A 13,881-nucleotide genomic window follows, 5' to 3' on the forward strand; every position below is an offset into this window, starting at 1 on the left:
GGCGATCGTTGGTCTGTCTCCGATATCGTTTTGTACGTTGGTTCGATGACAGATGTTGCCGCGCCTCGCGCCGCGACGCAAATGTCGGACAGCCATCCCAAATACTGACCATATCATGCCCACACTCAGCGAAGTCGCGCGTCATGCCGGCGTCACGCCAGCGACGGTGTCCAACGTGCTGCGCAAGCGCGGCCGCGTTGGCGAAACGACCCGGCAACGCGTGCTCGAGGCAGTCGCGGCGCTCGGCTATCGCCCGCATCTCGCCGCACGCGCGCTCGCCGAGGGCCGCGCGCCGACGCTCGCGCTGATGGTGTCGAGCATCGCGAATCCGTTCTATCCGGAGTTCGCGCTCGCGGTCGAACGCGCTGCGCGTACGAGCGGCCACTTCGTGATCATCTGCAATACCAACGACGATCCGCTAAGCGGCCGCGCGTACCTCGACCAGATCGCCGGCACCTTGTCCGAAGGCGTGCTCGTGACCAACGCGAACCTCGATTTCGCCGATCTGCACGAGACCGAAGCGCGCGGCACGCCGGTCGTGCTGTGCATGTGGGAGCGGCCCACCGAGCCGCCCGGGCTGCCGTGCGTCGCGGTCGATTTCCGGCTGGCCGGCCAACTGGCCGGCGAGCATCTGCTCGAGCTCGGGCATCGGCGCTTTGGTGCGATCGTCGGCAGCAAGGCGTCGGGCATTCACGCGGCGCGCTTCGAAGGTTTCGTCGACGCGTTGCGCGCGGCCGGTGTGACGAGAAATCGTGTGCGACACGCGGCCGACACGATCCACGGCGGCTACCTGGCGGCCCGCGCGCTGCTCGAAGCCGATCCGCAACTCAGCGCGATCTTCGCGACCAATGATTTGCCTGCGCTCGGCGCGATGCACGCGGCCGCGGATCTCGGCCTGCGCGTGCCGGACGATCTGTCCGTGATCGGCATCACCGACATCCAGCTCGCGCGCGAGTCGCGCCCCGCACTGACGACGGTGGCGGTGCCGACGGTCGAGGTCGCCGGACTTGCAGTGGAACTGCTGCGCGAGCTGATCGAGACTTCGTACGGACAGCCGGGACGCGCCGCGCGGGACATGCCGGCGCCCGTGCCGATGCGGATTTCGTCCGAGCCGAAACTGGTCGTGCGCGCGTCGACGGCCGCACCGCGTTCGCGTTGATGTGGCGGTTACAGCCGCGCCGCAAGGTTGCAGTAACGCGCAATTGCGCGGGCACGCCGATGCGTGGTGCGAACGACACCTGTGCAAACGTCCGGACGCGCGCCTGGACCGTTTCGCATGCGAGCGCCGCCAACGCCACGGTGACCAGAAAGTCGTCGCTGCCACCAGTGCGAAGGCATGGGTCTCTCCGAAAGGTTCGCATTCTGTCGACGCGAGCAAGCGCTGTTCCGCCGCAACCTCTCGCAAACATCCAGCGCCCACTGAAAAAGCGCGTTACGCACCGCGAATTGCATTGAAAAATCATCGTTGACATTTCAACCTGCTTTCAGACGAGCCAGGACTTTCCCCAAGCCGAGAAGCGCCGCTTCGCACTGCAGCACGGCGCCAAAGTGTTACCACACAAGGCTCTCAGCCTGCACGCGGTTCGCTGCGCAGCGATTTCCCGCGTTCACATTTCCTTGACGAGCGATCGCGCGCCTGCTGTACTAAATCAACCAAAGTGATTTAGGCGATTTCCTTCGGACCACATTGCATCGAAGCGTCATCGTCAAACGTCAAGCCCGCAGCTTCGCAGTTTCGATCTATCTGCAGTCCCATACGTCGTTGCCAATAACCGGAGGAGCGTCTCATGAATCGGAATTTCCACAGGCGTCCTGTCGCCAGGACAATCGCGTCGATGTGCGCCGCGGCAGCGGCGCTGTGGTGCGCAAGCGCGAGTCAGGCCGCCGACCAGCCCGTCATCGGTCTGATCACGAAGACCGATACGAACCCGTTCTTCGTCAAGATGCGCCAGGGCGCGGACGCGGCCGCGTCGAAAGACGGCGCGAAACTGATCACGGCCGCCGGCAAGTTCGACGGCGACAACGCGAGTCAGGTCACCGCGATCGAAAACATGATGACGGCCGGCGCGAAAGCAATCCTGATCACGCCGAGCGACACCAAGGCGATCGTGCCGAGCATCAAGAAGGCACGCGCGGCCGGTGTGATGGTCATCGCCCTCGATACGCCGACCGATCCGCAGGACGCAACCGACGCCCTGTTCGCCACCGACAACTTCAAGGCCGGCGTGCTGATCGGCAAATATGCGAAGGCCGCGCTGAACGGCAAGCCCGCGAAGATCGCCACGCTCGATCTCGCGCCGGGCGTGTCGGTCGGCGTGCTGCGCCACAACGGCTTCCTCGAAGGCTTCGGCGTCAAGGAAGGCGATCCGTCGATCGTCTGCAGCCAGGACACGCGCGGCGATCAGGCGAAAGGCCAGACGGCGATGGAAAACTGCCTGCAGAAAGCGCCCGACATCAACGTGGTCTACACGATCAACGAACCGGCCGCGGCCGGCGCGTATCGCGCGCTGAAGGCGGCGGGTAAGGACAAGGGGGTGATGATCGTGTCGATCGACGGCGGTTGCGAAGGCGTGCGCAACGTGAAGGCCGGCGCGATCGCGGCGACCTCGCAGCAGTATCCGCTGAAGATGGCCGCGCTCGGCGTCACCGCCGGCGTCGACTACGCGAAAACCGGCAAGAAGGTCTCCGGTTATCAGGACACCGGCGTCACGCTGATCACCGACAAGCCGATGTCCGGCATCGACAGCAAAGACACGAAGTTCGGCCTCGACAACTGCTGGGGCAACAAGTAACGCGCATTGCACAGCGGCCCGTTGCGCGTCGCGCCGGGCCGCCAATTGATTTGCCGCGTGACCTTCATGTCACGCTCATGTACCGAGGACTGCCATCATGTCGACCCCTTCCGCGCCCGCCGGCCGCCCGCGCCCGTCTTTCACCGAGCACCTGCCGTCGCTGTCCGAAATCGGACCGCTGATCGCGCTGGTGCTGGCCTGCGCATTCTTTATCTCGCAGAGCAGCCGCTTTCTATCGTTCCAGAACCTGTCGCTGATCCTGCAACAGACGATGGTCGTCGCGGTCATCGCGATCGGCCAGACACTGATCGTGCTGACCGGTGGCATCGATCTGTCCTGCGGCATGGTAATGGCCTTCGGCTCGATCATCATGACGAAGTTCGCGGTCGTGCTCGGCGTGCCGCCGATCCTCGCGATTCTGTGCGGCATCGGCGCCAGCACCTTGTTCGGCTTACTGAACGGTCTGTTGATCACGCGCATCAAGTTGCCGGCGTTCATCGTCACGCTGGGTACACTGAACATCGCGTTTGCGCTCACGCAGATCTACTCGAACGCGGAAAGCGTGTCGAACCTGCCCGATGCGATCATGTTCCTCGGCAGCACGTTCAGGCTCGGACCGGCGGAAGTCACGTACGGCACCGTGCTGACGCTGCTGATGTATCTGGCCACGTGGTTCGTGCTGCGCGACACGGTGCCCGGCCGGCATCTGTACGCGCTCGGCAACAACGCCGAGGCCGCGCGACTGATGGGCCTGTCGTCGCAGCGGATTCTGCTGACCGTCTACACGCTTGCCGGCGCGATCTACGGCATCGCCGCGCTGCTGTCGGTAGCGCGCACCGGTGTCGGCGATCCGCAGGCCGGGCAAACCGAGAACCTCGACAGCATCACCGCGGTCGTGCTCGGCGGCACGAGTCTGTTCGGTGGACGCGGCTCGATCGTCGGCACCTTGCTTGGAGCGCTGATTGTCGGCGTATTCCGTAACGGCCTGACGCTGATCGGTGTTTCCTCGGTGTACCAGGTATTGATCACCGGCATCCTCGTGATTCTCGCGGTCGCCGCCGATAAACTCTCGCACCGCGGCCGTTGATCCCGCACAGGAGCCCTGTCATGTCGACCTCCACCTCCTCTTCCATGTCCGCTGCGATGCCGGTTCTGCAGGCACGCGGGCTCGTCAAACGTTATGGCAACGTGACCGCGCTCGACGGTTGCGATTTCGAAGTGCTGCCCGGCGAGATCCTCGCGGTGATCGGCGACAACGGCGCGGGCAAATCGTCGCTGATCAAGGCGCTCTCGGGCGCCACGGTGCCCGACGAAGGCGAGATTCTGCTCGACGGCAAACCGGTCAAGTTCCGCAGTCCGCTCGATGCGCGCGCACAAGGCATCGAGACCGTGTACCAGGAACTCGCCGTCGCGCCGGCGATGAGCATCGCCGAAAACCTGTTTCTCGCCCGCGAATTGCTGAAGCCCGGCTGGCGCGGCTCGCTGTTCAAGATGATCGACAAGCGCCGCATGCTCGACGAAGCGACCGCCGCCATGAAGGATCTGCAAATCGGCATCCGCTCGATGCGCCAGGCGGTCGAAACGCTGTCCGGCGGCCAGCGCCAGGGCGTCGCCGTTGCACGCAGCGCGGCATTCGCGCGCCACGTGGTGATTCTGGACGAGCCCACCGCCGCGCTCGGCGTGAAGGAAGGCAACATGGTGCTCGAACTGATCCGGCGCGTGCGCGAGCGTGGCCTGCCGGTGATTCTGATCAGCCACAACATGCCGCACGTGTTCGAGATCGCGGACCGCATCCATATCCAGCGGCTCGGCCGGCGCGCGGCGCTCGTCAATACGAAGGATGTGCACATGTCGGAAGCGGTCGCGATCATGACCGGCGCGAAGGAAGCCGACGTGAAGGCGATCGCATGACGCGCCGCCCAATCCGCTGAGCCACGAGGCCGGTACACGACAATGGACACCCCCAGCACCAGCAGGCGTTCGCCGGTCAAACGCACGGTCGGTTCGAATCAGGTCGGCATGCGGCAATTCAACGAGCGCATCGTGCTGCAAACGATCCGCTTGCATGGACCACTGCCGAAGGCCGAGGTCGGCCGCCTCACGCGTCTTTCGATGCAGACGGTGTCGATGATCGTCGACCGGTTGATCGCCGACGGCCTGCTCGAAAAGCACGCGCGCTTGCGCGGCAAGATCGGCCAGCCGTCGGTGCCGATCGCGTTGTGCGCGGACGGCGCGTACACGATCGGTATCAAGGTCGGACGCCGCAGTCTCGACGTGCTCGCGATGGACTTCGCCGGGCGCATCGTATGCCGCGACGTATTCGAGTATGCGTATCCCGATCCGCGCGCGCTGTTCCCCGCGCTCGAAAACAAACTCGCGCGCGTGAACCAAACGCTCGGCGCGAAGGCGGGCAAGGTGGTCGGCGTCGGTGTCGCGGCGCCGTTGTGGCTCGGCGGCTGGCGCGACTTTCTCGGCGCGCCGCCCGACGCGCTCGACGCCTGGAACGACATCGATCTGCGCGCGCGCATCGCGACGATAACCGGCCTGCCCGTCGAGTTCGCCAAAGACACCACGGCCGCCTGCGCGGCCGAACTCGTGATGGGCCAGGGCCGCGGCATCCACAACTTCCTGTATCTGTTCGTTGGCACGTTCATCGGCGGGGGTCTCGTGATCGACGGACGTCTGCATGGCGGTCCGCACGACAACGCGGGCGCGGTCGGTTCGATCCCGCTGCGCGAAGGCGGCGCACGCAAACCCGCGCGGCAGTTGCTGCACGCGGCATCGGGCTTCGTGCTCGAACGACTGTTCAGCGATGCGGGCGCGCCGGCGGCCGCGGCGCATGATCATCGCGCGTTGTCGCCCGAGTTGTGGCGGCATACCGAGCGATGGCTCGACAGCGCGTGCCCGGCGATCGCGAACGCGCTAACCAATGCGGCCGCGTTGCTCGATCTCGAAGCCGTCGTGATCGACGGCGAGTTCGACCGGCTACTGCTGCGCGAGATCATTCGCCGCACCGAGCGCGTGCTCGATCGTTTCGAATGGGAAGGGATGGTGCGGCCGCAATTGCTCGAAGGCGCGATCGGCGCCGATGCCCGCGCGATGGGCGGTGCGATTCTGCCGCTATATGCGCATTTCGCGCCGGTGCATGAGCTGTTCCTGAAGCCGGCGGCGTCGGAGGCAGGTTATGACGAGCGGTGAGCGATTCACTGCGCGGCAACTTTCGTCGCCGCAGGCGTCGATCCCGCCGGCGCCGCCATCACCGTTTTCTGAACCGGCTTATCGAGCAACGGCTGCAACGCCGGTGCCATCGACTTGAGCAACTGCACCGCCAGCGCACTCGTGAAGTCGTAACGCGCGGCATACGGCTCGTGCACCCACGCGGTCAACGTGCCGTAGAAGCGGTCGCCGAGCGCGAACACGAAGGTCGCGCTGCGATTCACCTTGCGCGACTCGATCAACCGCGCGCCCTTCGCGTACACGTTCAAGCGCTGATCGCCGGTGCCGGTCTTGCCATAGACTTCGAGCGTTTCGCCGTCCGGGAACGTCATGCCTTGCGCGAGACGCCTCGCGGTGCCACCCGTCACGACGTCGCGCAACAGCATCCGCACCTCCCCAGCAATCTCCGGCGACACCTGCTGCTGCGGCGCGACCACCGCGCGCCTGAAATGCGTTTCGTACGGCGTGTCCTTCGCGAAGTCGATTTGCGTCAGCGTTTCGGTCGGCACCTTGTTGCCGCCGTTCGTGATCACGCCGATCAGTTGCGCGAGCGCCGCCGGACGATCGCCCGACGCGCCGATCGCCGCCGCATACGACGGCGTCAGCGTCGCGAACGGATAGCCGAGCGCCTGCCACGATTTGCCGATCGCGTCGTAGGCGCGCAGCTCGACCATGCGCTTGATGCGGTGATCCTGGGTCACGTGATAGCGCGTCTTGAAGAGCCACGAGTAAGTCGACAGGCGCACGTCCTGGCTCGCGGCTTCGATCTGCGCAAGCGTCGCATCCGGATGCGAGCGCAGGTAGTTCAGCGTCCATAGTTCGAGCGGATGCACACTCGAAATATAGCCGCGGTCGTTCAGATTGAAGCGGTTGATCCCGTACTTGTCGTACAGATTCGCGAGATCTTCGTCGTCGAGCATCGAAGCCGCCGGCGTGTTCTTCAGCGCCGCGTACATCATCTTGTTGAACCACGCGTTCGATTGATCCGGCGCGACGCTGCGCAACGCGGTCGCCACTTTCGGGGGCGACTTGCGCACCCCGAGCAGCAATAGCGTGATCTGCTGATCAGGCGTCTTGCCGTGGTACTTCGTGTAGAAACGCTTCATGTACACGCGGCTTTCCTGATCGGCGAAACGTGTCAGGTACATCTTGCGGGTCGCCGGATCGCCGAGCCATTGCGACGACGGCCCGGTGGTCTGCACCATTTCATAGTGCACGATATCGCGCATCAGCCGCACGAACACGAGGTTCACCGAATGCTGGAACGCGCGATGCACGGTCAGGATGCGGCTGTTGTCGTCGGACTCGAAGTTCGTGAAGGTCTGCGCGCCGCCGCCCGTAAAGAACGTTTCGCCCGGGCTCGCCGAGTATTTACGCTCGACGGCGGCGTCGAGCATAGGCTGCAGCGAATGGTCGCGAGTGTGCAGCAGATAGTCGATCGCCCAGCGCGTCAGCCGATCGTTCGGATCGGGCGTGATCGCCTTCAGCTCGGCATTGCTCAGCGATGCGTACCGTGTGTGCAAATCGGTGACGATCTGCAGATACGTGATGACGGTGCGCAGTTTCGCGGTCGAGCCGAGGTTCAGGCGCGCGCCGGAATTGATGTCGAACGGCTGGTTCACGCTATCGGTCTGCACGCGCACGAGGTTCGCGTCGCCTTGCCGCTCGAACAGCGTGAAGCTGTAGGCGATATGCGACGGATCGTCGGACCCGCGCAACATTTCGTAGCCGACGAGACCCGCGGCCTTCGCGCCGTCTTTCGTCGCGGCGGCGGCGAGGCGCTCGGCAACGGCTTGTTGCACGTCATTGTTCAGCGTGCCTGTCGCCTGCACGTCGAGGCGGTCCAGTTCATAGAAACTACGCACGCCGAGCGCGGCGAGCAGATGCGAGCGCATCGACGTGACGGCCTTGCGCGACACGAACGAACCGAGATCCGGTGTGCTGCGCGGCGCGCGATGCAGTTCGACGTGCGCCGCCAGCGCCGCGTCGCGCAACTGCTCGGTGATCACACCGCCACTCGCGAGCAGCCGCAGATAGCTGTCGGTCAGCCGTTCGAGCTCGGGATAGCCGCGCTGCAGAAAAAACGACGGCGCACGCTGCGCGATCATCAGCGACAGCACTTCGCGAAACGCCAGACCCTGGTCGGGCAGATTTGCATCGGTCGACGGCGCCTTCAGCAGCCGGTTGGTCTCGCGGAAATCGCGCCCATACCAGGCGGCGAGCCCATCGCCGATACCGTTGATTTCGCCGACGCCGGGCTGCGCGGCAAGCGGCACCGAGTTCAGATAATGGACCACGATCTGTTCGCGCGCCGGCAGCGTTTGCGGTCCGTTCAGATAAGCGCGCACCGACGCCGACGCGATTTGCCGCAGCTTTTCCGGCGGCGTCGCGGTGCGGCCCCCCGCCGAGTGACGGAATTTCTCGATCTGCGTCGCGAGCGTGCTGCCGCCGGGCGTCTGCTGATGACGATCGAACACGCGCGCGCCCTGGTCGACGAGCGCGCGGCTGAAGCGCCCCCAGTCGATCGCCGGATTGCGGTTCGGCTGATCCGGATCGAGCAGATAGCGGTCTTCGATGAACAGCAGCGAGTTCACTACGAGCGGCGGAATCGCGCCGAAGCTGTCGTACACGCGACCGGGAAACTGAGCGCTGTATAGCGGCACGCCGGTGCCGTCGAACAATTGCAGGCCGGCCGTGTCTTTTTCGTCGTAAGGCAGGAACAGGCCGTCATCGGCTAGCGAAAGCATGCGTTCTGAATCGCGCGCCTGCGAGCTGATTTCGAAGCCATGTTGCAACAGACGCTGCTGGATAGCCGGCAACAGCGCGTAGCCGAGGCGCGCGTCGTACGGGCCCTTGTCGGCTTGCGGAAAGCGGATGGAATGACTGGGACCGTCGGTGACCGAAAAAGCGACGTCGCGGGTCAGCTCGGAAAGGTACCGCGCCTGCAGTCGCGAGGTCTCGATCTCGATCTGCACGAGCCGCGCAATCAGCGCCACCGCGAGCAGCAAAAACGCGCCAAGCCCCCATTTGAGCCAACGCCAACTCCGCACGGGCACGGTGCTGGTCACGCGAAGCGGAAACCGAAGCGGTGGCCGATTCATGGCTGCTCTCCCCGAGCGATGGCCAGGGCGTCGAGCCTGGCTCAGTTCATTCAAACCAGTGTAGCTCGGAACGAGAAACCCTCATCGGTTCGGATTGATGCGACAGTGTCGCGGCTACAACACCTGCTGGCGTCGGATGACAAAACGCGAACCGGCATGAGATATTGAAGCTCTTTTCACACGAATAACAAACCGCCTTTTCGGGCGGTTTTGCCGTTTCTGGCGGGCCTTGCCGAAAGAAAGTCGCTTTTTGGCTGGCATTCTTACCGGCAACCGGGCGGACAGCTGAGCAACCTGTTTGCGCCGCGCCTAAATTCGCGCTTTCGTCTGTGCACGCAACAGCGCGATAAACCGCTCCGCCGGCGGCGACAGCACGCCGCCTTTGCGCGTGACGATGCCGAACGTCTGCGATGGCGATTTGAGCCTGACCGGCACGACGCGCAGCATCTTGTGCCGCACGAACGGCCCGGCAATTGCGCTCGGCAGCAGCGAAACGAGTTCGGCGCTGCTTTGCAGCAGTGCAACTGTCACGAACGTGGAAGCCGTCGAAATCGGATTGTCGGGCATGTCGAGGCCGGCGAGATCCATCTCGCGTTCGAGCAGCGCATGCAGCGGCATGTGTGACGGATACATGACCCAGCGATGCCCGGCGAGATCGCGCAACATCATCTCGCGGCGCGGCAACGGCGCATGCTGATAACCGACCACCACCGCCAACGGCTCGTCGCCGAGCGGACGATACTGATACTTCGACGGATCGGCCGCGACCGCCGCTCGGCCGACCACCAGATCGAGCCGCCCGTCGTCGAGCTGCGCGAGCATTCGTGCGCTGGTGTCCTCGACCACTTCGATCGCCAGACCCGGTTGCGCCGCATGCAATTGATTCAGCGCGGGCACCACGCAGTCGGGAATCGCGCCCATGATCGCGCCGAGCGCGAGCCGTCCGCCGCGCCCCGAGCGAATTTCGGCGACGTCCTGGCAGAGCGCGGTGAGGTCCGACGTCACGACGCGCGCGTATCGGATCACGCAATGACCGAGCTGGTTCGGGATCATGCCGCTTTTCGAGCGCTCGAAAAGCGGCGCGTCGAGCATCGATTCGAGCTCCTGCAGCGCCTTGCTCGCCGCCGATTGCGTCATCGACATCACGCCGGCCGCTTTGTGCAGCGATTTGTGATCGTCGAGCGCGATCAGCAGATGCAGCTGCTTCATGCGCAGCTTCGACAGCAGGACGCTGAGCGTGTCTTTCATCGGTGGGGTGAGTCGCAAAAGCGATCACGATATGGAAACAATTCAATATACCCGCGAGGCCCAGCGCCGTATAGTCGCCGAAGGAGACATACATCCCGTTGCGCCGCCCGTTCGCGGGCTCGAGCGCAATCCTTCCATCCCCGTACGGACCACATCGCCATGAGCCAAGCGTCACACTCTCCCGCCCTGCGCGGCGTCTTCCCCGTCGTGCCGACGATCTTCGACGACGCCGGGCGTCTCGACCTCGAAGGTCAGAAGCGCTGCCTCGATTTCATGATCGACGCCGGCTCGAACGGCCTGTGCATTCTCGCGAACTTCTCCGAGCAGTTCGCCCTGTCCGACGACGAGCGCAACACACTGATGCATCTTGCGCTCGAACACGTCGCGGGCCGTGTGCCGGTGATCGTCACGACCACGCACTTCAGCTCGTACCAGTGCGCGGAGCGCAGCCGCGCAGCGCAGGCCGCGGGCGCCGCGATGGTGATGGTCATGCCGCCGTATCACGGCGCGACGATCCGCATCGGCGAGCGCGGCATCTACGAGTTCTATCGTACGGTGTCCGATGCCATCCAGATTCCGATCATGATCCAGGACGCGCCGGTCAGCGGCACGCCGTTGTCCGCGCCGTTCCTCGCTCGCATGGCGCGCGAGATCGACAACGTGTCGTACTTCAAGATCGAAACGCCGCAGGCCGCGAACAAGCTGCGCGAGCTGATCGAACTGGGCGGCGACGCGATCGTCGGTCCGTGGGACGGCGAGGAAGCAATCACGCTGATGGCCGACCTCGATGCGGGCGCGACCGGCTCGATGACGGGCGGCGGTTATGCCGATGGCATCCGCCTGATCGTCGATGCCTATGCGGCCGGTGATACCGAGGCCGCCGCCGCGCACTATCAACAGTGGCTGCCGCTGATCAACTACGAGAATCGCCAGGGCGGCCTCGCATCGTGCAAGGCGCTGATGAAGGAAGGCGGCGTGATCGGTTCGGACGCGGTGCGTCACCCGCTGCCGCAGATGCATCCGGCGACGCGCGAAGGACTGTTGAAGATCGCACGCCGGCTCGATCCGCTGGTGTTGCGCTGGGGTCGATAACGCAGAACGAAGCGCGGCGGGGCGCCTGTCGACGTGCGGGCTCACGCGGGCTGGACGGGCACACGCGATTGCCGCTAACCTAGGGCGTGTCCAAAAGCGTGTCCACAAGCTCGCGCCCCATGCAAAGTTTCTACGAAGCCACCGTCACCCGCTCCTCCGCCTGCGCGCCGCTCAACGGCCGACGCAGCGCGCACGTCTGCATCGTCGGCGGCGGACTTGCGGGACTCTCCACCGCGCTGGGACTCGCCGAACGCGGCGTCGAAGACGTCGTCGTGCTCGAGGCGCAGCAGGTCGGCTTCGGCGCATCGGGACGCAACGGCGGCTTCGTGTTCGGCGGCTACAGCCTCGATGTCGCCGACCTGCTGAAGACGCTCGGGCCGACTCGCGCCCGCGAACTCTATGCGCTGACCACCGACGCGGTCGAGCTGATGCGCAAGCGAATTGCACGCTATCGGATCGATTGCGACGCGACCGATGCCGGCGTGATCCTCGCGAACTGGTTCGACGAACCGGCGCGTCTCGAAGCCCAACGGCGTCTGATGCGCGATTCGTTCGGCATCGACTGGGAACCGATCGCTGCCAACCAACTCGCCGCGCAACTGAAAACGAGCCGCTATCACGGCGGCCTGTTCGAGCGCAACGCGTTCCATTTTCATCCGCTCAAGTACGTTGTCGGCGTCGCCGCGGCGGCCGCGCAAGCGGGCGTGACGATACACGAGCGCTCGCCGGTCGTCAGCTTGCGGCGCGACGGCGCGGGCTTCGTCGTCGAGACGCCGCAAGGTGCGCTCGACGCGCGTCACGTCGTGATGGCGGGCGGCGGCTATGCACGCAACGTGTACGCGCGCGTCGAGCGCGCGGTGCTGCCTATCGCCACCTACGTGATGGCAACGGAGCCGCTCGGCGAACGCTTGCACGACGCAATCGCCACCCGCGCCGCGATCTATGACACCCGCTTCGCGTTCGACTACTACCGCCCGTTGCCCGACACGCGCATCCTGTGGGGCGGCCGCATCTCCGTGCGCGACCGCGAGCCCGAGGCGATCGCGCGTCTGTTGCGACAGGACCTGCTGAAGGTCTATCCGCAGCTGCGCGACGTGCGCATCGAGCACGCATGGGGCGGCCTGATGAGCTACGCGCGACACAAGATGCCGCAGATCGGCCAAAGCACGGACGGCGTCTGGTACGCGGTCGGTTTCGGCGGACACGGCATGGCGCCGACCACGGTGTCGGGCGAACTGCTGGCCGCGGCTATCTCCGGTGAACGGCCGGTGCCCGACGCCTTCGCGACCTTCGGCCTCACGCGCGCGTACGGCGCGCTCGGCCTCGCGGCCGCGCAGCTCACGTACACCGCGATGCAAACACGCGACGCACTCGCCGCGCGCCGCCGGCCCACGCGCCCGGTCGCGTAAGCGCCCCGCAAGCTCCTTCGAGATGCCTTCGTCGATGCCCGGGACCCACGCCAGAGGCCCGTTTCGCCATGCTAGAATGCGCCGTCACTGCCGCTCGAAACCACAATGAAAAAGGGAAGCAAGGCCGCCGAGCCTGATACCAACGGCATCGTGTCTGGCACGCCGCACGCCGACGCGCGACGTACCGGCGCCAGGCGTACCGACGCCCCGCGTGTGGACGCCCCACGCAAATACGATCCCGAGCAGACTAAGCGCAACATCCTCGACGTCGCGACCCAGGAGTTCTCCGCGATGGGGCTGACGGGTGCCCGCGTCGACGCGATCGCGGAACGCACGAACACCACCAAGCGCATGCTGTACTACTACTTCGGCAGCAAGGAAGGGTTGTACCAGGCCGTGCTGGAAAAGGTGTATGGAGACATTCGCGCGCTCGAACAGGACCTGCACATCAGCGAACTCGATCCGGTCGAAGGCATGCGCGCGCTGGTCGAATTCACGTTCGACTACCACGACCGCCAGCGCGATTTCGTGCGCCTCGTGACGATCGAAAACATTCACGGCGCGAAGTACGTCGAGCAGGTCAAGACGTTCAAAGGACGCAACGTCACCGTGATTCACACGATCGAGGATCTGCTCGCGCGCGGCATCGCGGCGGGCCAGTTCCGCAGCGACATCGATCCGATCGATCTGCATCTGATGATCAGCTCGCTGTGTTTCCATCGCGTGGGCAACCGGCATACGTTCGGCACCGCGTTTGGGCGCGATCCGTCGCATCCGCGGCTGCGGGCGCGGCATCGGGCGATGATCGTCGATGCGATCTTGCGGTTCGTGAAGAAGGACGATTGACGCCGGTTGCGCGGCGACCGGCTGAAATGGAAACGGGATGTGGTGAAAGCCACATCCCGTTTTTTATCGCTTCGCGAGACGCAGCGCGTTCAGCGGCTTACTGCCCCGGCAAACCGGTGACGGCAGTCGACGTGGTTGCCGCCGCACCGCGACGACAAGCGGGGATTCGAAGGGAAC

Annotated in this window: 10 protein-coding genes; 8 read left to right on the forward strand and 2 right to left on the reverse strand. The window is 65.0% G+C overall.

Going from position 1 to position 13,881, the window contains the following annotated elements:
- Window positions 1–115: 115 nt before the first annotated feature.
- From OKW29_RS14490 to OKW29_RS14510, 5 genes are all read left to right on the forward strand, one after another.
- Window positions 116–1,159, forward strand: coding sequence for a LacI family DNA-binding transcriptional regulator (locus OKW29_RS14490; protein ID WP_184062991.1), 1,044 nt, complete (start codon window positions 116–118; stop codon window positions 1,157–1,159).
- 628 nt (window positions 1,160–1,787) lie between these two features.
- Window positions 1,788–2,792 (forward strand): sugar ABC transporter substrate-binding protein, encoded by a 1,005-nt coding sequence (locus OKW29_RS14495; RefSeq protein WP_429291543.1) that lies wholly within the window; start codon window positions 1,788–1,790, stop codon window positions 2,790–2,792.
- Window positions 2,793–2,889: 97 nt separating this feature from the next.
- Entirely contained in the window at window positions 2,890–3,879 is a 990-nt protein-coding gene (locus OKW29_RS14500) for an ABC transporter permease (protein WP_018423405.1), read from the forward strand.
- A 20-nt stretch (window positions 3,880–3,899) separates the two neighbouring features.
- Window positions 3,900–4,703, forward strand: coding sequence for an ATP-binding cassette domain-containing protein (locus OKW29_RS14505; RefSeq protein WP_184062996.1), 804 nt, complete (start codon window positions 3,900–3,902; stop codon window positions 4,701–4,703).
- Between the two features lie 42 nt (window positions 4,704–4,745).
- Complete coding sequence (locus OKW29_RS14510; RefSeq protein ID WP_429291544.1) at window positions 4,746–5,990, forward strand: ROK family transcriptional regulator; 1,245 nt, start codon at window positions 4,746–4,748, stop codon at window positions 5,988–5,990.
- A gap of 5 nt (window positions 5,991–5,995) precedes the next feature.
- On the opposite strand, the gene OKW29_RS14515 is transcribed toward OKW29_RS14510, so the two are convergent.
- Together OKW29_RS14515 and OKW29_RS14520 are read right to left on the reverse strand one after the other, a co-directional pair.
- Entirely contained in the window at window positions 5,996–9,109 is a 3,114-nt protein-coding gene (locus OKW29_RS14515; RefSeq protein WP_429291545.1) for a transglycosylase domain-containing protein, read from the reverse strand.
- A gap of 309 nt (window positions 9,110–9,418) precedes the next feature.
- On the reverse strand, window positions 9,419–10,357 hold the full coding sequence (locus tag OKW29_RS14520; RefSeq protein WP_187626426.1) for a LysR family transcriptional regulator: 939 nt from the start codon (window positions 10,355–10,357) through the stop codon (window positions 9,419–9,421).
- 159 nt (window positions 10,358–10,516) lie between these two features.
- Between OKW29_RS14520 and OKW29_RS14525 the strand changes: the two genes are divergently transcribed.
- The 3 genes from OKW29_RS14525 to OKW29_RS14535 all read left to right on the forward strand — a co-directional run bounded on the left by OKW29_RS14525 (window position 10,517) and on the right by OKW29_RS14535 (window position 13,704).
- Complete coding sequence (locus tag OKW29_RS14525) at window positions 10,517–11,449, forward strand: dihydrodipicolinate synthase family protein (RefSeq protein ID WP_184025420.1); 933 nt, start codon at window positions 10,517–10,519, stop codon at window positions 11,447–11,449.
- 119 nt (window positions 11,450–11,568) lie between these two features.
- Window positions 11,569–12,858, forward strand: a complete 1,290-nt coding sequence (locus OKW29_RS14530) for an NAD(P)/FAD-dependent oxidoreductase (protein ID WP_429291546.1) — start codon at window positions 11,569–11,571, stop codon at window positions 12,856–12,858.
- 105 nt (window positions 12,859–12,963) lie between these two features.
- Entirely contained in the window at window positions 12,964–13,704 is a 741-nt protein-coding gene (locus OKW29_RS14535; protein WP_090806910.1) for a TetR/AcrR family transcriptional regulator, read from the forward strand.
- Window positions 13,705–13,881: the final 177 nt, after the last annotated feature.

This window comes from Paraburkholderia sp. CI3 (assembly GCF_050436505.1).
Classification (GTDB): Bacteria; Pseudomonadota; Gammaproteobacteria; order Burkholderiales; family Burkholderiaceae; genus Paraburkholderia; species Paraburkholderia tuberum.

Excerpts from the sequence above, each read along its gene's own strand:
- OKW29_RS14490 (WP_184062991.1), top strand. The coding sequence starts at position 116 with ATGCCCACACTCAGCGAAGTCGCGCGTCATGCCGGCGTCACGCCAGCG.
- OKW29_RS14495 (WP_429291543.1), top strand. The coding sequence starts at position 1,788 with ATGAATCGGAATTTCCACAGGCGTCCTGTCGCCAGGACAATCGCGTCG.
- OKW29_RS14500 (WP_018423405.1), top strand. The coding sequence starts at position 2,890 with ATGTCGACCCCTTCCGCGCCCGCCGGCCGCCCGCGCCCGTCTTTCACC.
- OKW29_RS14505 (WP_184062996.1), top strand. The coding sequence starts at position 3,900 with ATGTCGACCTCCACCTCCTCTTCCATGTCCGCTGCGATGCCGGTTCTG.
- OKW29_RS14510 (WP_429291544.1), top strand. The coding sequence starts at position 4,746 with ATGGACACCCCCAGCACCAGCAGGCGTTCGCCGGTCAAACGCACGGTC.
- OKW29_RS14515 (WP_429291545.1), bottom strand. The coding sequence starts at position 9,109 with ATGAATCGGCCACCGCTTCGGTTTCCGCTTCGCGTGACCAGCACCGTG.
- OKW29_RS14520 (WP_187626426.1), bottom strand. The coding sequence starts at position 10,357 with ATGAAAGACACGCTCAGCGTCCTGCTGTCGAAGCTGCGCATGAAGCAG.
- OKW29_RS14525 (WP_184025420.1), top strand. The coding sequence starts at position 10,517 with ATGAGCCAAGCGTCACACTCTCCCGCCCTGCGCGGCGTCTTCCCCGTC.
- OKW29_RS14530 (WP_429291546.1), top strand. The coding sequence starts at position 11,569 with ATGCAAAGTTTCTACGAAGCCACCGTCACCCGCTCCTCCGCCTGCGCG.
- OKW29_RS14535 (WP_090806910.1), top strand. The coding sequence starts at position 12,964 with ATGAAAAAGGGAAGCAAGGCCGCCGAGCCTGATACCAACGGCATCGTG.